We start from the raw sequence: 20,551 nt of genomic DNA, 5'->3' as shown, positions 1-20,551 counted from the left end.
CGGTGGCGTGGGTATGAAACTGCAGGGAGGTCTTGTATGAGGCAGCTGGGAGGTCAGGTAGCGCCACGGGCTGTCCATGGCTGATATTGCCCTTTGAGTGAGCACCTGGTCTTATAAGCCCATAATTTTTGTTATCGGAGTGTCATATCAGGGATCTGAGCTGTGCCATAAGATAGAATAGGGGCCAGATTATTTTCTGCAGCCATTAGCGTTTGTGGCTGTCAGGGCGGGCGCTGCCCTCAGAGGCAGCTGTAGTCAGCAGTATGCAGGGCGCGTCCCTGTCAAACCAGGAGCACACAGTTATGCAAAAAGGCGATATCGAGGCATTAAAAGAAAAGATGCAGACAGATGATCTGCTCAAGTTTTTTATTGAACTGCTCGAATTTGATACCAGAGCTGACTTTACCAGTCAGGAAAAGCCTTCCAGCGCAGGTCAGCTCAGACTGGGCGCCCGTCTGTTAAACATCCTTTCCAACCTCAAGCTCTCACCTGTACAGACCAGGGAAGGTGTGATTATTGCCCGCATTCCTGCCACTGCAGGCTACGAGAACAAGGAGCGTCTCTGCCTGCTGGCTCACCTGGACACCGCTCCTGATGCCTCATCTGCCAATGTCAAACCATCTCTGGTAACTGACTATGCAGGTCGCGGTATTGAGCTGGCCTCTGGTGATGTAATTGACCACGAGCTCTCTCCTGAGCTGGCTGGTCATATTGGCGAGGACATTGTGGTAACCGACGGTACCACTTTGCTCGGTGGTGATGACAAGGCCGGTATTGCTGTCATCATGCACCTGATCAAGCACATGGTCGATGATCGCGTGGTCCATGGTCCTGTCACTGCCGTGTTCTCAGTTGATGAGGAAATTGGCCGCTCTACCCGCTATCTTGACCTTGATGTTATTGACTGCGATTTTGCCGTAACCATCGATGGATGTGAGCGTGGTGAGCTTGATGTTGCTACTTTCAATGCCGAGGGTGCCAAGATTATCTTCAAGGGCAAGGTGGTTCACACTGCAGTTGCCTGCGGCAAGATGAAGAATGCCCTCAAGATGATGAGCGATTTCATCAGCATGCTCCCTGGCAATGAGGCTCCTGAGACCACTACCGGTCGTGACGGCTTCTACCATGTACATGATGTCATGGGTAATGTCGAGCAGGCTGAGCTCATGATGATTCTGCGTGACTTTGAAAAGGATGGTCTGATGCGCCGCCACAATTTTGTGGAGCACCTGGTAGATGAGATCAATGCCCGCTACGGCATCAATTCCTGTGAGGCTGTTTTCGTCAAGCAGTACGAGAATATGGAAACTGTACTCAAGGAAAACCCTAAGATCGTCAACTACTGCCGCAAGGCCTTTGAGCGCGCCGGTATTGAGCTTACTGAAATGTACGTTCGCGGCGGTACTGACGGCGCCAACCTCAGCTGTCGTGGCCTGCCTTGCCCAAATATCTTTGCAGGTCCTCTCAACTGTCATGGCATTTACGAGTGCCTCCCGGTACCGTCACTGCATGCCAGCTATGAGGTAACCAAAGCCCTGGTAGAGCAGGTAGCTCTGGGCGAGGACAAGTAAGCACATTCGGTGCTATCCAGCATCCTGCATCCATCATGAATGAACCGGCAGTGTGATACTGTCGTGCGTGGCTGTCGTAATATTGCATCGCATGCAGGCCAGCCCCATGGGGGCAACCCCATGCAGGGGCCGCTGCTGGCATGACTTCAGCTCAGTACGCTGAGTCCGAGGTGAGCGGGCAGACGGGCGAGATTGCGGCAGGGCTGCGGAGCGAGATGGCGGCAGGGCTGCGGGGCGGGATGGCATCAGGTTGATATGAGATTACGGGCTGGCGCAAGTCAGCCCTTTATTTTGATTTTTCAGGACAGCAATTATGGCCAGGATATTTTTGACCGGCGCAAATGGTCAGGTGGGCAAGGATGTTGAGCTGGCTCTGCTCAGGCAGGGACACACAGTAATTGCCGCAAATCACAGAACTCTGGATATTACCGAAGCTGACAGAGTTATGAGTGCTATCTGCGACAGCATGCCGGATCTGGTGATTAATGCTGCAGCCTATACCAATGTGGAGAAGGCCGAGGACGAGCCGTCAGCTGCCCTCAACGTCAATGCTCTTGGTCCGCGCAATATTGCCAAGGCCTGCGCAGCCTGCAACATTCCGCTGATTCACATCTCTACAGACTACGTGTTTTCTGACGTCAAGCGCCGTGAACACCGCGAGACCGATCCGGTAAAGCCAGAATGTGAGTACGGCCGCAGTAAGCTTGAGGGTGAAAACTGCATCATCAACTCTGGCTGCCGCCACATCATAGTTCGTACCTCATGGCTCTTTGGCGCCTTTGGCCGCAACTTCGTCAAGATCATGCTTTCCATGGTTCAGGAGCGCAGTGAAATTGCAGTTGTCTGCGATCAGCTGGGCAATCCAACCCCGGTACGACCTCTTGCCGAAGCCCTGGTAATCATGGCTCAGCGCATCCTTGAGGATAAGGACTTTGCTGATTACGGCATCTATCACTTCTGTGGCTATGAACCTACTACCTGGGATAACTTTGCCCGCACCATCTTTGCCCGTGCTATCCCTATGGGGCTGCTCCATCACGATGTCAACGTGCTCTCCATTACCAGTGAGGAGTTCCGCAGCAAGGCTAAACGTCCACGTGACAGCCGCCTCAACTGCGACCGCATCCGTGAAGTCTTCGGCATTGAACCACCATACTGGGAGGATTACCTGGGCGAGGTTATGCATGCCTGGGGCCGTGAGCGTCAGGGCCTGACTCCAGTTGAAGATTATGACCATACCATCAGCATTATGGACAGAATCACCAATCCTGAGGATCTGCAGCTGCTGGCTAAAAGCATGCAGGAGTCCGATCAGCAGGAGCAGCAACAGCTGCAGTCCCGGCAGCCTGATCAGCAGGTCCAGCAAAGCTGACCTGCTCGGGGATCACCACAGGTAACCTCGATTCCTGAATTACAGCAAAAAGCCCTCTGACAAAGAGGGCTTTTTGCTGGCTGGCACGCCAGTTTCAGACTGCATGGCTGCACATTGGCGCGCAGGCTTCCTTAACGCTTACATATTTATGATTATCTTGGGTAAAACAGTGCCATGCGATCAGGGGTTATGCCGCATGGCAGGCCCAAGGCCGCCTGACAAAAGGCTTGTCCGCTGACATGTGGCCTGCAAACCAGGCAGCCCTGACTGCTGGACGACCAGTGACCGGATGGACGGCAAGCCAGGCAGCACTGACCGCTGGCACGGCCGGTGGCCTGCGGTCGGCAAGCCAGCAGGATGGGACAGTGGGAGCTTTCAGCCTTTTCTGCGACAGCTTTGATGTCGTTATGTCATAGGCTGCATGTGGCGATCCGCAAGCGGTGGGAGCCGTCGATTCTCTGGTTACTTGTTTATCATAGGCTCTGACGGTAAGGGGGCTCATACGGGCCATAAAAGGCTGAGTAGCATAAACATTAATGAAGGTTGAAATAAGCTGAGCCTCAGTCCGATTTCCGGACTGAGGCTCAGCTGGGGATACTTTAGAGTATCAAGGGACCTGGTGTGCTCCGGGCAAGGTCCAGACACTACCGTGAGCAATTAATGGCCATGTCCAGCTGACGCTGGACATGGCCTGGGTCTTGGAGAGTAATCCTGCACAGTGATTTCGGAATCTGAGACCACAATCAAATGTCTGCTGCCAAACATTTGATTGGAGACTGAAATTAACGAATCCATGGTGGCGTTCTAATCTCAAGCGTCACTAAATCTGTTGACACGCGTCGTGAGAGGATGACATAGCGGCACTCCCATTATGAGGACAAAAGGCGATCTGCCTAAGCAGCAGCTAATAACTCAGTCTGATAATTGTTGATGAGTGCAGAGGGCTGCACTCAGTAAGTTCACGTACAGAGCTCTAAAGTTATCTGACCTCCGGTCCAGATGGACTGGATACAGCAAACAGACCATTAAAGCCTTGCAACTGTCGCAACCTGTCCCCATATCTTTCTTATCGGGGGGCTTAATGTCAGTTCGATGACCGGGCTGGCCCGGCATGGCCGACGGGCCTGGTGAGTCGGAGAGGCCGGCAGGCCTGGTGAGCTGGTGAGACTGGCAGGCTTGAGAGCCGGGCCGGGGCTTGCCGGCAGGTCGGCGGCAGGGGCTGATGAGATTACCTTAAACAGGTGCAGGCGCATGATGCGCCTGCAGGCTCAGCGTGCGGTAATGGCATTTTTCAGAAGGATTAGAGTGTGGATTTATCTAAGAATAAAGGATTGAGCAGCACATTGCTGGCACTTAGCTGTCTGCTCCTGAGCTCATGCTCCATTAATGAAACTGAGTATGAAAATGCCATTCGTGCTCCACAGGGCTATGGCATGGACAGGCAGCGGTACACGTGCTCAACCGGTACCAGCATGCAGCCTGAAGGAACAGATCCTCGTCTGTGCGGGCCGATTGGGGGCGGGGCACAGTTGTTTTCAGGTGCACAGAACAGATCCGGGACGCAGGCCGGTTCCGATGCCCGCAGCGATGATGCGGCCAGTACCAGCAGTCGCTATGCTCATAAGGCTGACAGTGATAACCCACTGGAAGCGGACTTTTACCGTGTCTTTAATGATGACAATCTCAGTGCTGTGATTGATGGCGCCCTGAAAAACAATTACGACATCAATACTGCCTGGCTCAATCTTAAAAAGGCTCAAAGTGATTATGGCCTTGCCCGCACAGCTCTGCATCCTACAGTTACAGCTGCTCTGTCATCGGGAAGCCGCAAGGATTTAAGCCGCAGCTCCCAGAGTACCAGGTCATCATCAGGCAATTTCGGCCTTTCTTATGAGCTGGATCTCTTTGGCCGCCTCGATGCTGCATCGCGTTCAGGATGGGAGTCTTTCCGTGCCAGTGCCTTTGATTACCGGGCAATGCGTCTTAGCATTATTCAGCGTACCAGTCAGTATTACTGGAGTTATGCCTTTGCCCGTGAGGCTCTTGATCTTGCTGAAGATCAGCTTGAGGCATCCTATAAGCGTCTGGCTCTGATTAAGGAAAAGCAGCTTCAGGGCGCTGCCGACGGTCTTGAATATGATCAGGCCCTGGTGAACCACAAGAATGTAGAGCAGAGTGTCTATCAGCGCAGCTATGAGCTTACCGCAGCACGTAATGCGCTTAACACTCTTCTTGGAGCTTTTGCTGACAGCAATATAGACAGTGCAGTAACTGACAAGGCCCTGCAGAACACAGTCTGCCCTTCAGTACCGGTCAACATGCCTGCCTCACTGTTAAAGAACCGACCTGATCTCATGGCCAGCGAAGCCCGTGTCCGCGCTGCCTTTGCCAATGTGGACGAGGCCCGCGCCAGTTTCTACCCTCAGTTCAATCTCAATGCTGCGGTTGCAACAGGTTCGGCTGCCTCGCTTGGCAACTTCCTGCTTGATCCTGTGGGCACGCTTGGGGCAGCTCTGACTTTCCCGTTCTTCAACTACAATCAGCTGTCCCTGCAAAAGGAAAGTGCTCTGGTCTCCCGCGATAAGGCACGCCTTGATTTTGCCAACAACTTTATTACTGCTGTACAGGAAGTCTCAGACGGTCTCAACAGCCTGCGCTATCAGGAACAGATGATTGGCAGTACAGCTCTTGAATACGAGCTTGCCGGCAAGAACTATGACCGTATGACTGAGCGCTACCGTTACGGCAGCGCCGCCTTAAGTGAGGTGCTTGATGCCTCAGATACCTTAAGAAGTGCCCAGAGCAAGCTACTGTCAGCAAGACGTGATTTGCTCAATGCCTCAATGAATGTCATGGTAGCGCTAGGAGGAGACGGTCTTGCAGGCCTTGACGGCAGTGCCATTGCTGATGCCGATGACCCGGCTGCTGCAGTAGCTGCTGGCAAGCATGGAGCAGCGGGCAATCACCAGTCTCCGGCCAGTGCAGCCGATGGGGCAGCCAGTGGCAGCCAGTCAATGCAGGTTGTCTCAGGAGCCGAGCTTCCTTACATGCTTCTTGAGAACGCCGGCATATCCTCAGATCATGTCTGACAGCTAACCTCAACTGCAACAGACTTAGCCTGACCTTCTCAAACCAGCCAGCCCCTCCAAAAATCTTACATCGGCAGCCATAAGCTGCCCAGGCATGGCATGGCATGGCAGTGCCGGGCTAAGCAGGCAGGAGAGCCTGCCTGCCTGAATCAGGTTGCAGATGAGCTGCTCTGAGTTTAGTTGGATATTGTTTTCACAAAGCAAAAAACCGGTGCTCGCCTGGTATGGTGGGCACCGGTTTTTTGATGGGGGCAATTATTGCCGCCGGTAAATTAAGGCAAGCCACATGGATAACAGTCAAGTTCTTGTTAAGTGAGTGTAAAGAACTTGATAAATAAGCCTGTCTTTTTAATTTGAAATTAATAATTTCGGCACAATTTTTTATAAATTAATCTCAAAAATTTGAAGCAGATCACAAATACGGGAAAAATAATCCAAAATGTTCATGGAACTTTTAATCAAGGGATTAAATTATGATAAATAAGCGGTTATTGGGCATAAATTTATTTAAATAGGTGGGGGTAAAACGAAAATATCAAGGCTTGTCAGACAAGTTTGCACAATTTTGGAATCCTTGTGTGTCTGATAAATGTGACATAGTGCACATCAGAGTAAACCGCGTATATATCATGATTGCGTGACAGTGATCACCCATGGTCAACAGGATGGATAATCGTATCTAGTTACCAAAAGTGTCAGAAATGGCAAAAAGCATTTTAATAGTGGTATATTTACCCCAGCACAAACATTCGTGCTGACTCTTTAGTTTTAAAGAATTTTTGGGATAGAAAATCACTATGAAGAAGTCCTATTTAGCTTTAGCTGTTGCTGCTTTAGCTGCTACTTCAATCGCTTCAACCGCTTCTGCCGCCACTGTTTATGACAAGGATGGCAACTCTTTAGCCGTTTACGGCCGTGTTCAGTCTGTAATCTACTCTGACAAGACTGGCAACGTATCCAACGAAGAGACCACCCTGATGACCTCCGGCCGTCTCGGTGTCGACATGCGTTCCCAGATCACCAACGGCGTTGCTGCTTTTGCCAAGGCCGAGTGGGAAGCTGCTAACGGCGACGCTCACGGTCAGGACACTTTCTCTGCCCGTTACCTCTGGGTAGGTCTGGACTTTGGTCAGTTCGGTTCTTTCAAGGCCGGTCGTTTTGAGCCTGCCATGAAGTATGCCATCTCCCAGACTGATATCTTCGACGACTGGGGCTGCACCGGTCTGGCTGGTAACGACGACAAGCGCGACGGTACCTTCCAGTACATGTGGTCCGGCAATGGCCTCGACATCATCGCTTCCTTATCCTTAGCCAAGGATGGTACTCACATCGACGGCGCTTACGCCAACGGTGAGACTGCCGACATGAGCAACACCTTCTCCTTCGCTGCCGGCTACACCTCTCCAGATGTAGTATTTGGCCCAATCGCTGTACGCGCCGGCTTCGAGCACGGCACTTTTGCTGACGGCGAAGTCATGAACAATGTTGCCGGTTACCAGAACCAGATCAAGGGCACTCAGCTTCGCTATGACGACTACAACCAGTATGCTGTTGGTCTGTCATGGGGTTCCCTGGACTTAGGTCCATATGTAGCTGGTGTTTACCAGTCACGTGATTTCTCCACCTCTGCTGTTCCTACTGCTCCACAGGGTACTGAGACTGTTGACCTGACTGTTTCCGGTTATGAGTTTGTAGTTGGTTATGCCTTACCTAACGGCATCGCCCTGCGCACCGGTTACCTGACCAAGGAGTATGAGGTAGGTTCTGACAAGGTTAAGGCCGCTACCGTTCCTGTATATGCCAACTGGCAGCTCAACCCACAGTTCAACGTATGGGCTGAGGCTCGCTTCGACGCCGGTACCGACAACGACCTGACTGATGGCAAGAACTTTGCCCGCGCTACTGGTGAAGCCTACGACGAGAACGTATTCTCTGCCGGTATGCGTTACGTATTCTAATTGCACCGCAGCTGAGGCTGCATGCAGTTAAAGATACATTTCATGATTTTAACCGGGTCGTTTTCCGGCCCGGCTGATACGAAATTGATTTTACAGGGCTAAACTGCCTTAGCATTGCTCAGAATGCTTGCCGTCGGCACCCGGTGCCGAAATTCTCTATCCCACATAAGCCTGGTTATAGACTTTGAGCAGGGATGGACTTGAGCATCAGAGGTATGTTTAACCCATCCTGGCGCAATATGCGCTGCTAGAGCGGTTCGACCCTGTATTATCAATGTTGATCAGCTCAGATCATGTGAAAATAAAACAGACCGTGAGGTCTGTTTTATTTTGCCCCTGTAGTTAGCTATAGCTAACTTAAGAGGTGAACGTCCTCATAAATCAGCCTTTCATTGAACCATTGGGACCATCATACGACTGTGCTTAAGCCCGAGGTTCATACATCCTGATCATGTAACAGCCCGGGCTGTCTGAAGCTCTGTCTGCAATTGTGGTCACGGACATCACATCTCCATATCCATCCTGCCAACATCCATCTCCATCTATGCGATTATACCCATGGAAAAGCTCAGGTTCAGATCCACGTCTGTGCTCATGGATAAATCAGATTCAGTTCCCATGGGCAAATCAGTCCCGGATCAGGTCGCTGGAACATGGCTGGCGAGTCCCAGCGAAATATTCACGCGGTATTTTTCTAAAATTTTGCCTGCAGTAGGTAGGGAAAGATTCATCATGATGATCACACTCATCAGTATTTCCAGTAACGATTACCTTTCAGCAGAATGATCTGCATGCGTGCATGCATGCACGCACGCAATATCGCACAATGGGAAGTATCAGGGCAGTGGCCTTTCATTGAAGCAGACAAGGGCCGGGTATTTTCATTGAATCAGACAGATGACGTAGCTTGTGATCTGCTCTGGAGCTCTCTTACCTTAGCTGCAGTATTGTGTTGGGTATTAACGGGGGTGTTGACTGCGTATCATGATGCCGTGCATACCTTTAGGCAGATTGTGTTCTGGGAGTGATTGAGTGCTGCTTTGCGGGGAAGAGCCAGGTGGGGCCAGGGAAAAGGTTTACCGTCTGCTCAGATATTTTCCGTGTCATAACGGTTGTTCATGCTGTTTTATTTTTGGTGCATAGTGACAAACATGTGAACGTGGTGATATAGTTTGTACTATTAGTTAGCTATAGCTAATCTTATTTAGCTTTGGCTAATCAGGGTGGCCCCGATCTGTGCTCGTATTTTCGTGGTGCTGCACCAAGTAGTGAGTTTTTGGCGGTTAAAGATTTATTTATGTTTCTGGCTGACAGCCCTGGTGCTTCAGTTCCGCCTTTTATAGATTAGTGAGTTTTTCATGAAGAAGACAAATCTGGTCCTGGCAGTCGCTGGTGCCATTGTTGCTCTTTCAACCATGGCTTCATCTGCCCATGCTGCAGTTGTATATGACAAGGATGGCAATTCTCTGGAGGTTTACGGCCGCGTTCAGTCCGTACTGTATTCAGGCAAGGTATCAGGTGTTTCTAACGAAGAAACATCCATGAGCACCTCTGGCCGTCTTGGTCTGAACATGCGCTCAGCTCTGACCTCTGATGTTGCGGCCTTTGCCAATGCAGAGTGGGAGGCAGCCAATGGTGACAGTGAGGAGACCTTCTCGGCACGTTATCTTTTCGTTGGTCTGGACTTCGGTCAGTTCGGCCTTATCAAGGCAGGTAAGTTTGAGCCAGCCATGAAGTATGCCATCAGCCAGACAGATATCTTTTAGGACTGGGGTGCTGTCGGTCTTACCGGTGCTGATGACCGCCGCAACGGTGTAGTTCAGTATGAGTGGTCAGGTGCAGGTTTTGACGTTCTGTTCTCCTACGCTTTTGCCAAGGATGGCGATCCTGTTGGCGGTGCATGGGATCTGGGTGAAGCTGCAGATATTCAGAGCTCAGTATCAGCTGCTGCTGGTTACACCTCTCCTGATGTGCTATTTGGTCCAGTAGCCGTACGTTTTGGCTTTGAGTCTGGTCAGTTTGCTGATGGTATGGTCGATGATGGCACAGGTAAGCTTACAGAGCAGAATGCAACAGGTCAGCACCGCTTTGATGACTACAGGCAGTTTGCTGCCGGCCTGTCATGGGGATCAGCTGACCTTGGTCCTTACTTTGCCGCCAAGTACCAGCAGCGCAAGTTCAACCTCGCCTCCATGGCAGCCGGTGTTTCAGATTGTTGATTACAAGGTCACAGGTCTTGAGTTTGTTGCCAGCTATGCTCTGGAAAACGGCCTGACTGCCAGCACTGGCTATCTGACCACTGAAACAGAAACTGAAGGTGATAAGATCAAAGCTGCAGTAGTACCTGTATTTGTAAACTACCAGGTTAACGACCAGTTCAATGTCTGGGCTGAAGCACGCTTTGATGCCGATACCGACAATACCAGCGAGAAGAATTACGACCTTGCCATGGGCACCAACTTCTCCGAGAACGCTTTCTCCGCCGGTATGCGCTACGCATTTTAGTCATTGAGCTGTCAGGCAAGGGTAATACCCGGCTGTCACAACTGACGTAACCGTTGCAACTGTCGCAACTGTCAGTGATGACCATGCCCCTGCATCCATGCCGGTGCCGCGCATACCTCAGCCGCCTGCTCCCTTTGTAAGGGGAGTCGCTCTCTGTCTTTCCCAAATCTGCACTTACTGGTACTGATTTGTTCAGGAGTGCCTGCCTTGAGCATACCCTGTCTCTGAAGCTCCGGTTCTGTCCATTGGGTCAGCCATCCCTCTGACCTCAGGACCTTGTGCAGCGTAAGCACAGACAGTTGGGCTTCAGGTGCAGCTGGTGCAGCCATCTACACAATGATTACAGCCCACTTGCCATAATGGGGGTAATCGGTAGCCCGGGCCAGTTAAGATAAGTGAAAATCTATGTTCTTAGTAACATGGAGGTGCCCTGTACCTGAGCCGTGCCTGTTCTTGACTACCCAGTCATGGCTGTCCGGGACTTGCCAGCTCCGGCCTTGCGTGGCCTTGCCAGCCTTGGCCTTGCCAGCCATGGACTTGCATAGCCTGGCCGGCTCTGAATGTGCTGATCTGGTTAATGGAGGCCGTATGATACAGGCCAGCATTGACCTGACTGATTCGGTATGCACGCCGCTATGAATACGGTTCAGATTAAGATTTTCAGTGAAAAAATGAGGACTCTAATTTTCATATAAGTTTTGACTGATATTCTGACCACACTTCATACAGTTGTTACCGGTATCGGTGCTTTTTGCATTAAAGACGACAGTCACTGCTGATATTATCTATCCCGCTTTCAGCAGGATCCGAACAGCTGTGCATAATCCTTTCAGGTCTTGTCCTGTGCATTTCGACTCAGTCAGCAACCGGAAGTCGAAAAGGCATAACCTGATATGGCAGCATTCTGAGCTGTCAGGGTCAAAGTTCAGCTCCTGTTCCTTTTGAGCACAGTTGACCCGAGCCTGACTAATGCCGTCGTTATATTGTGGCGACGGCATCAGCGGCCCTCCACCTCCACTCCCACTCCTTCTTACACCCTCCACTCCAACTCCGGCTCACACCCCACTTACCTTAATTCTTTCCCGTCTCAATAAGCTTCCAGGTAACGTAATGGCATCAAGCCCGTTTGCCATATTTGTACTTTTACATTAATCAATGGTTTGGCGGCCCACCTCCGCAAGCCTGCACATCTGATTTCTGCGCCCTAATTTCATCTTTAAGCCTTAGCCCGTCGTTTGACCTGTCTTTGGGGCTGAGCCCGTAGTTTGCCCCGCCTTTGGGGCTGAGCCCGTAGCTATGCCTGCCTTTGGTGCTGAGCCCGTAGCTATGCCTGCCTTTGGGGCTGAGCCCGTAGCTATGCCTGCCTTTGAGCCTTGCCCCGTAGTTTGCCCCGTCTTTGGGCCTTGCTCACATGGCCAACGCCTTCTGTCCGCGCCAGGAGTCCACCCTGGTGCCAGACCGCCATGGTGTCAGTGAATGCTGATTTGCCTTGTTAAAGCCCTTTTTTGCAGTGGTTTGCTGCAGTGCTCTCAAATTACTATATTATAGGGACGTGTTATCTATAGATGATCTTTAACCCTTGTACTACCCGGCTTTCTTCGCATGCAGGCAGACTTAACAACCAAAGTAACAGTCAACAATCTAAGCAGCTCAATCAGGCATCTCATCAATGAGCTTTATCTATACAAGAAGCTGTAATGGCTGCAGCAGCGCAGCAGCGCGTTACTGCAGCAGCGCAGCAGCGCGTTACTGCAGCAGCGCAGCAGCGCGACACTGCAGCATCGGCAGCACGCCTCTGCAGAAGCATGGCAGTGCGCCTCTGCAGCATCGCAGCATAGGAACAGAGCATCAGCCCTGTCTGGGAAGGTGCGCAGGCAAACTGTGCAACGATGTTTCTCTGCACCTTAAGTCACAGCTTACAGTAATTTCAATACATTCAGTCAACGACACAAGGTCCGAACGGCTCACGGTGTTAAGGGCCCTATGCCCCAGGGCATGAATCAGAATCAAACAGACCGTAAAAGTGCGCTATGGCGCAGCAGGATAAGTAACATGCCTCTTAATCCATCCTCTGACAATCTCAGTCACTTTTCCCATAATTCATCCCGTTTTAACAGCCGCACCGCTGACAGTAGTATCTCATCGAGTGAGGTACGCACCAGTACTGCCTCAAGTATTGACAGGATTCGCCATACTGCAGGCAATGGCATGAGCCAAACTGCAGGTGATGGATTGCAGTACAGCGCAGGTGAGGGCAAGTATGAAAGCGGTATGGAAAGACTGCGCAGGACGGGCACTGAGGCTATTGCTGCACGGGCTGCATCAGCTGCACAGTCAGGCACGGGGCTGCATGGAGATAATGGTTCTCATGATGGCAGGGGCAGGAAAAAGCGTTCAGCTGGCAGGATAATTTTGATGGCGGCTGCCGGAATTTTTGCTTTCAGCCTGGTGGCCAATGTGACCATGAGCCTTATGGGCATCTACATCAATGTCAGTCCGTCATTGCCTTATGGCTTTTATAAGGTTGAGTACCGCGATGGCATTGATTACGGTCTGTTTGGCTTCAGCGGTGTAGAGGATGCTGATCTGGGGAATCTTATCGACCCTAAAGGTGTGTCACGTGAGCAGGAGCTGCGTTTTGCCCGTCGTACCATCTATGCCGGCAGTGTTTCCGGTCCGGCACCTGCCCCGGGCACTGAGGACGCCTTTGGTACAGCTGCAGGTGTTCTTACCCGTGAAGTGTCATCTGAAGAGCCGGTCACAGACAGTGGCCTGCCTGCTGTGCCATCCACTGTAAAGGCAAGAACTCTGGAGGTGAAAAGGGGAGAGCTTGTTCTGGCCTGCCTTGAGACCAGGATGGCCCGTTTTGGATATGAGCGCGGCTATCTTACCGCAGGCAAATGCCCAGGTGGCATAGCTCCTGTAGGCAAGTATGTAGCTGCAGTAACCGGTGACAAGATTGATTACAACTGTCAGGGAGTGCTCGTCAATGACAGACTGATTTCCAATACAGCCTCAGTAAAGAGAGATGGTGCAGGACGTCCTATGCCATTGTATGCTGAGCCAGGCAGCTACTTTACCCTGGAAGAAGATGAGGTAATGCTGCTCAACGAAAAGGTCTTCAGCTATGACAGCCGTTACTTTGGTCCGGTACGCTCCTACTTCATCATTGCAAGGCTCAGACCCCTGCTGACCTTCTAGGCCGTAGACGAAGGTCAGAGCACCGTTGTACCGTGTCGTGCCACTTGCCTGCAAGTAAGTTCCGGCGGATCCGGGCTGCAGTACATGATCCGGGAGCAGAGCCTGATCCGGGGGCAGAGCTTGATCCGGATGAAGTGACAGAGCCGCAAAGACAACAAAGCCCGGACAGGTTTTCCTGTTCGGGCTTTGTGGTGCCGTCACGTCAGTCTGACAGACGTGACGGCTGGCCGGGAAAAAGCTGGCAGCTGTGTGTCTGCGTAACGGCGTTGGTGGCTGCCTGCTGTGACTCTTGCTGTGATTACATCTTGACCATGCTTAAGGCAGCATCGTCGGCAACAAGTACTACATTAGGGTGCAGCTGTAAAACTGAGGCTGGAACCTCAGGGGTAACAGGACCCCAGAATGACTTGTAGATAGCTTCGGCCTTATCCTCACCGGAGGCAATCAGTAATACCCGACGGGCGTGCATGATGGAGCGGATACCCATGGTGTAGGCCTGACGTGGTACATCATCGATGGAGGCAAAGAAGCGCTTGTTGGCTTCAATGGTGCTCTCGGTCAGATCAACACAGTGGGTGTTCTTCTCAAAGGCAGTGCCTGGCTCGTTAAAGCCGATGTGACCGTTACGGCCGATACCCAGCAGCTGGATGTCGATGCCGCCCAGGTCTTCAATTACCTTGTCATAGCGGGCGCACTCAGCAACTGCATCAGGGTTCTTGCCATCAGGGATGTTGATGCTCTCCGGCTTGATGTTGATGTGATCAAAGAAGTTGTGGTGCATGAAGTAAACATAGCTCTGGTCACTTTCCTTGCCAAGGCCACGGTACTCATCGAGGTTAACGCTCTTGACCTCGGAGAAGTCGAGATCGCCCTTGTTGTACCACTCGATTAACTGCTTGTAAGTGCCAATTGGGCTGGAACCGGTTGCCAGACCAAGAACGCAGTCAGGCTTGATGATTACCTGAGCGGAAATGATGTTGGCAGCTTTACGGCTTAACTCCTGATAGTTATGGGCACGGTAAATACGCATGTGGCTCTCCTAAAGAAAGTTTTCTCAGCAGCCTGCCTTAAACCATGACCTGAGGGCATGAGAGTGGACCAGAGGGATAGCAGTGCGGCTGCCTGAGCTGTTGCGCCGGGGCGCTGAAGAACAAATATTCATGACCTGACCCGTCGGGCCTTTAGACAGGCAGCGGGCTGAAAGCTGAAGCATTATGAGCTCAGTTATCCTGGGAAGAAGGATTGAGCTGAGGGCATACAGGAGGCTCGCTTTCCAGCAGCTCCTTTTTGAAATCCGGGGTGCACATTACAGCAAGGGCTTTACTGGTCTTGTGCTTGGTGTCTACTGCCTTCTGTCCGAGCATCTTGCACAGCTCAGTAAAGATCAGATCGACTATGAAATAAACGGCTGTTTTGGAGTAGATGGAGCCTGAATCAAGGCAGGTCTCTTTAACCGAGTACAGCAGGCTGTCATTGGCAATTTTGCACAGATCACTCGATGACTCTGCGGTAATGCCTATTACCTTTGCCTGTTCCTGACGGGCCAGGTTTACGGCCTTGATAATTTCAGGAGTGGAACCTGAGTTTGAAAAGGCTACTACTACGTCCTTTTTGTCCAGCAGGGAACACAGCACCAGCATTTCATGGCTATCAATAATGGCCCTTGAATCAATGCCAATGCGGTTGAATTTGAAAGCTGTGTCCAGAGCCACAAAACCGCTGTTTCCCTTGCCTATGAACAGTACTCTTCGGGCATTGGAAAGAACACGGGTAATACGGGCAAGGCTTTGATGATTGACGCTTTGAGCAGTCTGAACAATGGTTGAGGCAATCAGTTGAGAGAGCTTTGCGGCTGTCTGTCGTGAGTCCTCGTCATAAGAGATGGATACGGAGATAAGATCGCCCAGGTCACTGGTCATGCCAATTTCCTGAGCCAGGGCAATTTTGAATGACTGCAGGGAATCGTAGCCAAATTTGCGTGCAAAGCGGGTCACAGTGGCATGCGAAACGCCACAGTTGCGGGCAATTTCCGAGATAGGGGCGTTGCACACGTCAAGGCCTCGATCTCTGATGTATTTGAGCAGAGCAAGGTCAGCTTTCGTAAGATTCTTCTGATCTCCGTTAAGCCTGTCTAATATACCCATATGCTTTGACATCCCATGTGCTAACCAGTCGCCAGCATGTGTGCGATCCAGGTAAAGAAAAGCTTTTCCTAAGAACCTGATAATTATAGATCGTATCCATGGAATTTTTTTTCAATATTTTAGCCTATATTAAAACTTTGCTCTACATCACAAACTAAAAAAGTCCCCATGCCCCTGACAGTGCTCATAAATAACTGCATCCTGAACCAGGCTGCCCATGGCTCAAAGTAAGCCCAGAGCCTCCATCCCCTGATCTTTATAGATTGTCATGTCTCTATAAGTATCCAGCCAGCAGTCATGTCAGCACTCCCGGAAGCACTCCCGGCAGCATGCCAGGCAACAGCTTTCTTATCAGCCCTTACTCATAATCACTCTACGCCCCTGGAGTAAGTTATGGCATGTAATCTCATGATGAGCTGAGACTGTGGGGTATTCGTTGATCAATCACACAAGTAGCATCAAACCCTGGACAGAATAGTGGGGACCGCTATTGTTGAGGCAGTGGCTCTTGTGGTTGCTGCCTGGGATGGGTATTGCTGGGGCTGTTGTGGTTGCTGCCTGGTGCAGTTGGCTTCGGAAGGTGTTCAGGATCTGGTCAGGGGTATGGCAGTGTTATGGTATGGCATGGTACGGCATGGCATTGCAGGTGTGTCAGGAGCTGTTTTCATGCGGCTGCAGCAGCCTTGCTGCTGACAGCTTCGGCAGGGCGTAATCAGGCCGGCAGCTGCCGGGATGGGGGCCTGGTTCAGTGCTGCAAAGCCATCACTTGTATGGTAAGGTATTAAGTATTAACAGAATTATCAGGTCCGTGTATACGACCGTAAGATACGGTGACAAGTGCCGTGTTTATCCATGAGTTGCTCGCATAATCTGCCAGTATGGTCATAACTCAACACAGTTACATGCTTTTCAACTGGCCGGAGCCGTGCTGCCTGTAAAATGGCTTTACCGTTGCCATAATCCAGGGGCGTTGCGCATGCTGACAGCAGGTTCATTTCTGTATTACTGGATGGTGCTCTCAGGTCATGACTTAGGTCATATTGTCTTTATGGCCATGCGGGAGAGTTGATCTTTCCTCCAGATATCCTTGCATTAATGTGTTTTCTCCAAGGGGGCTTGTGACAGCGGGGCCTCTTTTTATCCTGGCCACCGATGCCAGGCATGCTCACCTGTGAGTGCTGTCTTCCATTAGTTTCCCGTCTGCATTATCAGGACATACTCCCGCCGTGTTACCTGCCGGGAGCGGCTGTCCTGTATGACTGGTGCTTCGTTTCGTCCGCTGCGAGGTTTTTTAATGAAGGTTACTCTCAAGGGAATTAAGGACAGGGACGCCTTTGACAAGGCTGGTATTGCTCTTCCTGACTATGATGTTGCCCGGGTACAGGCTACCAGCCGCAATAACCCCGTATGGCTGCATTTTGGTGCCGGCAATATCTTTCGTGGCTACATTGCATCTCTTCAGCATGACCTGTTAAGCAGCCGCAGCCAGACCTCAGGCATTATTACCCTGTCTACCCATGATGGAGCCGAGGTAGATCGTGTGCTCAGCCCTCATGACCGTCTTGCTCTTGAGACCACAGTGTTGCGCGATGGCACTCTGAATCTGCGCGTTACTGCCGCCATTGCCAACAGCTACAAGCTCAACGGCAGCTCGCCTGCAGATGAGTATGATGTGCGAGCCCTTGCACCCCGTCCATCCATACAGATGATCAGCTATACCATTACGGAAAAGGGCTATGTCATCAGGGATATCAAGGGCAATTTTCTTCCTGAGATTAAAAAGGACATTGAGTCCGGTCCGGTAGCACCATGCCATACTGTTTCCTGGACTGCAGCTTTGCTGTGGGAACGCTGGCAGGCCGGTGCTGCTCCGGTTGCCATGGTGTCTTTTGACAACTGCTCAGAAAATGGCAACCTGCTCAGAGATGCAGTTCTGACCATTGCCCGTGAGTGGGAGAGCAGAGGCTTTGTCAATCAGGCCTTTATCAGGTACCTGTCTGATGAGGATTCAGTGACCTTCCCTAACACCATGATTGACCGTATCACCCCTTACCCTGATCGTGACATTGCGGCCCGCCTGACCGCTATGGGCATTGAAGATATGGAGGTCTATACCAGCAAAAAGGGCGCTCACATGGCCCCTTTTGTGAACATGGAGAAGTCACGTTACCTGGTAATTGAGGACAAGTTCCCAAATGGCCGTCCTCAGCTTGAGAAGGTGGGAGTACTCTTTACTACTGCCAGAGGTGTACAGCTCTTTGAGCGCATGAAGGTATCAGCATGCCTCAACCCTCTGCAAACGGCTCTGGCTCTTTATGGCTGTATTTTTGGCTATGAGCACATCAGCGATGCCATGAATGACAGACAGCTGATTAACTTAATCAGGCGTCTTGGCTATGAAGAGTGCCTGCGTGTAGTCGACAGTCCTATGATTGTGACCCCACGAGAATATCTCAATGAGATTTTCAAAGAGCGCCTTACCAACAGAGCTCTGCCCGACACCCCGGCACGTATCGCTACAGATACCTCCCAGAAAATCAGAATGCGTTTTGGCTATACCATCAGTGCCTATCAGAAGCGTGGCTACGCTCTGACTTCACTGGTAGCTCTGCCGCTTGCTCTGGCCGGATGGCTGCGCTATCTCATGGCCATAGACGATAATGGCCATACCATGAAGATTTCCGACGATCCTATGCTCAGTGAGCTCAGCAGAAGAATGTCTGAGATCATCTTTACCCGTCCTGACAGCGTGGAGCGCACATTGCGTCCTCTGCTGTCCAATGAGACTGTCTTTGGCCAGAACCTGTATGAGGCAGGCATTGGTCAGACAGTAGAGAACCTGTTCAAGGAAATGATTACAGGTCCGGGAGCTGTAAGAGCAACTCTGATACGCTACATGGGATAGCTGCCAGTTCAGGACAACTGCTGTTTACTGGCTCCCTGTCCCTGGCGCCATGAATTGCCGTGCCGGGGGCCTATGTTCATGCCTGATTATAAGAACATGGCGACAGGACAAAAAAGAGGACCCGACAAAAGTCGGGTCCTCTTTTTTCAGCACTGCATGCTCAAAGCAGAGCGCATGCTACTTATCTGGCTCAATCAGGCCGCCCTTGGTGTAATAGGTCCATGGCAGGGACTTTGATTCGAGTACCTTATAGTAAAGGCCTGGGGTCCATTTGCGGAACTCTTTGAGGCGGTAGAAGCTCTGAGCCTTGAGATTGAGGGCAGCTACCATTTCACGGCCTGGATAGGTAACAGTGACGCCCTGTTCCTGCATATTCTTGAGGGCCTGATATTCATTGGCTTCACGTACTACATTGTAGAAGCTGGATGCCTTGATGCAGGTTCTGGTCAGAGCTTCTCTTTGCTCAGTAGTCAGACTGTTCCAGAACTCCTCTCCGGTAATAATGCTGGTAACGGTATAGACATGGCCTGTCATCAGCAGGTACTTGGCAGCATTATGGAAGCCGGCACCGTACATACGGGTAACAGGAAGATCTACAGCATCAAGCTCCTTGTCTCTGAAAGCCTGCATGATCATTGATGGAGGCAGTTCTTTTGGTTCTGCACCGTAAATCTTCCAGGTGTTGTTCTGAATTTCATTATTGTCCACTCTGATTCTCAGGCCATCCAGTTCGCTGATCCTGGTAATTGGACGTGTGGAGAGAATATGACGCAGGCCGAACTGCCAGGTTGAGGAAATAATATGCAGGCCTTGCTTTTCTGACAGACGCTTGTTCTGTTCCTGATACCACTTGCTGCGGGTCAGATGAAAAGCTTCGTCCCAGCTCTTGAAAAGATATGGACTAAAGCAGATGCCTATGTCGTAAGCACCACGGCTGTAAAGATCAGCTGCATCAGCAGTGGAAATGATTTTTTCACCATTGATCATGCGCTCCATCAGAGCCTGCTCATCGCCAAGCTCATCTTCAGGATAAAGCTCGAGAATGATTGCTCCACCGGTCTCTTTTGCAAGCTCATCTCTCCAGCGCTTCATGCCCATATCAAAAGGCTCACCTCGTGAGTTTTCATAGCCAACTTTGATAACCAGATCAGCCTTGTGGTTAGCGTTCATTGATGGGCCGGAGGTAATGTCAGCAGCGGCAGTTTCATCTGGTTTCTGAGCACCGCAGCCGCTTAATCCCACCATGACAAAGGAGAAGCCAAGTGTAGTGAAAACTCCTTTAATCACAGATTTGATCTTGCTTTTTATGAGTGAGTCCATAGCACATTTCCTCATACAACAAGTGCAGGTCCAGCTGACCGGACCGGCACTTTGGGAAGGGCAGATAAGATTCCGCCTAAAGCTGCTCCCTGCAGCATGTCAGAGGCTCTGTAACCTCTGTTCTGATAAGCATACATTCAAGGCATCCATGGACCATATAAAGGCATATCTGGTGCACAGTCTGTATGTTCCCACTAACTTTCACCGGCTGATGCAAAAGCTGGTTATCAAGGTGTTTCAGCTCAGCCAGGGCATCAGCCATCAGGGGATCGATTGACCTGAGAATTTCAGTAAATAATCTAAGTATATCCCTGATATTGCCCGGCGGATAATCGCCTGAGGCAATTGCACGTCAATTACATATAGTCGGACAATGTTTTGGAGGACGCACATTCCATTGGACCTTTTGAACCATGAAAAAAAAATTTTTCTTCAAAAAGTCTACAGGATTGACCTGTAATGTAGCTTCAGCTACCGCCTATTTGC

At 51.0% G+C, this 20,551-nt stretch carries 12 protein-coding genes; 9 read left to right on the top strand and 3 right to left on the bottom strand.

Going from position 1 to position 20,551, the window contains the following annotated elements:
• Positions 1 to 302 precede the first annotated feature (302 nt).
• The 8 genes from pepT to MXE41_RS09710 all read left to right on the top strand — a co-directional run bounded on the left by pepT (position 303) and on the right by MXE41_RS09710 (position 13,696).
• Positions 303 to 1,571 carry a peptidase T gene (gene pepT / locus MXE41_RS09745; protein ID WP_247100346.1) on the top strand — a complete coding sequence of 423 codons (1,269 nt, stop codon included), beginning with the start codon at positions 303 to 305 and terminating at the stop codon, positions 1,569 to 1,571.
• Between the two features lie 313 nt (positions 1,572 to 1,884).
• Positions 1,885 to 2,943, top strand: a complete 1,059-nt coding sequence (gene rfbD / locus MXE41_RS09740; protein ID WP_247100345.1) for a dTDP-4-dehydrorhamnose reductase — start codon at positions 1,885 to 1,887, stop codon at positions 2,941 to 2,943.
• 1,307 nt (positions 2,944 to 4,250) lie between these two features.
• On the top strand, positions 4,251 to 6,032 hold the full coding sequence (locus MXE41_RS09735) for a TolC family protein (RefSeq protein ID WP_247100344.1): 1,782 nt from the start codon (positions 4,251 to 4,253) through the stop codon (positions 6,030 to 6,032).
• Between the two features lie 797 nt (positions 6,033 to 6,829).
• Positions 6,830 to 7,990 carry a porin gene (locus MXE41_RS09730; protein ID WP_247100343.1) on the top strand — a complete coding sequence of 387 codons (1,161 nt, stop codon included), beginning with the start codon at positions 6,830 to 6,832 and terminating at the stop codon, positions 7,988 to 7,990.
• A 1,358-nt stretch (positions 7,991 to 9,348) separates the two neighbouring features.
• Positions 9,349 to 9,756 carry a porin gene (locus tag MXE41_RS09725; RefSeq protein ID WP_247100342.1) on the top strand — a complete coding sequence of 136 codons (408 nt, stop codon included), beginning with the start codon at positions 9,349 to 9,351 and terminating at the stop codon, positions 9,754 to 9,756.
• Between the two features lie 204 nt (positions 9,757 to 9,960).
• Complete coding sequence (locus MXE41_RS09720; protein ID WP_247100341.1) at positions 9,961 to 10,209, top strand: hypothetical protein; 249 nt, start codon at positions 9,961 to 9,963, stop codon at positions 10,207 to 10,209.
• A complete protein-coding gene (locus MXE41_RS09715; RefSeq protein WP_247100340.1) occupies positions 10,193 to 10,495 on the top strand; it encodes a hypothetical protein in 303 nt (100 codons plus the stop codon). The genes MXE41_RS09720 and MXE41_RS09715 overlap by 17 nt, the downstream gene beginning before the upstream one ends.
• 2,052 nt (positions 10,496 to 12,547) lie before the next feature.
• Positions 12,548 to 13,696, top strand: coding sequence for a S26 family signal peptidase (locus MXE41_RS09710; RefSeq protein WP_247100339.1), 1,149 nt, complete (start codon positions 12,548 to 12,550; stop codon positions 13,694 to 13,696).
• 298 nt (positions 13,697 to 13,994) lie between these two features.
• On the opposite strand, the gene nagB is transcribed toward MXE41_RS09710, so the two are convergent.
• Positions 13,995 to 14,726, bottom strand: a complete 732-nt coding sequence (nagB, locus tag MXE41_RS09705; RefSeq protein WP_247100338.1) for a glucosamine-6-phosphate deaminase — start codon at positions 14,724 to 14,726, stop codon at positions 13,995 to 13,997.
• Positions 14,727 to 14,916: 190 nt separating this feature from the next.
• A complete protein-coding gene (locus MXE41_RS09700; protein WP_247100337.1) occupies positions 14,917 to 15,840 on the bottom strand; it encodes a MurR/RpiR family transcriptional regulator in 924 nt (307 codons plus the stop codon).
• Positions 15,841 to 17,134: 1,294 nt separating this feature from the next.
• Here MXE41_RS09700 and MXE41_RS09695 point away from each other — a divergent pair.
• Positions 17,135 to 18,745: a mannitol dehydrogenase family protein gene (locus tag MXE41_RS09695; RefSeq protein WP_247100336.1), complete on the top strand. Its 1,611-nt coding sequence runs from the start codon at positions 17,135 to 17,137 to the stop codon at positions 18,743 to 18,745.
• A gap of 177 nt (positions 18,746 to 18,922) precedes the next feature.
• Here MXE41_RS09695 and dctP read toward each other — a convergent pair whose 3' ends face one another.
• Positions 18,923 to 20,065, bottom strand: a complete 1,143-nt coding sequence (dctP, locus tag MXE41_RS09690; protein ID WP_246978457.1) for a TRAP transporter substrate-binding protein DctP — start codon at positions 20,063 to 20,065, stop codon at positions 18,923 to 18,925.
• Positions 20,066 to 20,551: the final 486 nt, after the last annotated feature.

The organism is Anaerobiospirillum sp. NML120449 (assembly GCF_023051105.1).
Taxonomy (GTDB): Bacteria; Pseudomonadota; Gammaproteobacteria; order Enterobacterales; family Succinivibrionaceae; genus Anaerobiospirillum.
The sequence above is the reverse complement of the archived record's forward strand: the minus strand, read 5'-3'. Positions and strand labels throughout refer to the sequence as shown.

Bases quoted from the DNA above. Each gene is read 5' to 3' on its own strand.
- pepT (WP_247100346.1), top strand. From the start codon at position 303: ATGCAAAAAGGCGATATCGAGGCATTAAAAGAAAAGATGCAGACAGAT.
- rfbD (WP_247100345.1), top strand. From the start codon at position 1,885: ATGGCCAGGATATTTTTGACCGGCGCAAATGGTCAGGTGGGCAAGGAT.
- MXE41_RS09730 (WP_247100343.1), top strand. From the start codon at position 6,830: ATGAAGAAGTCCTATTTAGCTTTAGCTGTTGCTGCTTTAGCTGCTACT.
- MXE41_RS09725 (WP_247100342.1), top strand. From the start codon at position 9,349: ATGAAGAAGACAAATCTGGTCCTGGCAGTCGCTGGTGCCATTGTTGCT.
- MXE41_RS09710 (WP_247100339.1), top strand. From the start codon at position 12,548: ATGCCTCTTAATCCATCCTCTGACAATCTCAGTCACTTTTCCCATAAT.
- nagB (WP_247100338.1), bottom strand. From the start codon at position 14,726: ATGCGTATTTACCGTGCCCATAACTATCAGGAGTTAAGCCGTAAAGCT.
- MXE41_RS09700 (WP_247100337.1), bottom strand. From the start codon at position 15,840: ATGGGTATATTAGACAGGCTTAACGGAGATCAGAAGAATCTTACGAAA.
- MXE41_RS09695 (WP_247100336.1), top strand. From the start codon at position 17,135: ATGAAGGTTACTCTCAAGGGAATTAAGGACAGGGACGCCTTTGACAAG.
- dctP (WP_246978457.1), bottom strand. From the start codon at position 20,065: ATGGACTCACTCATAAAAAGCAAGATCAAATCTGTGATTAAAGGAGTT.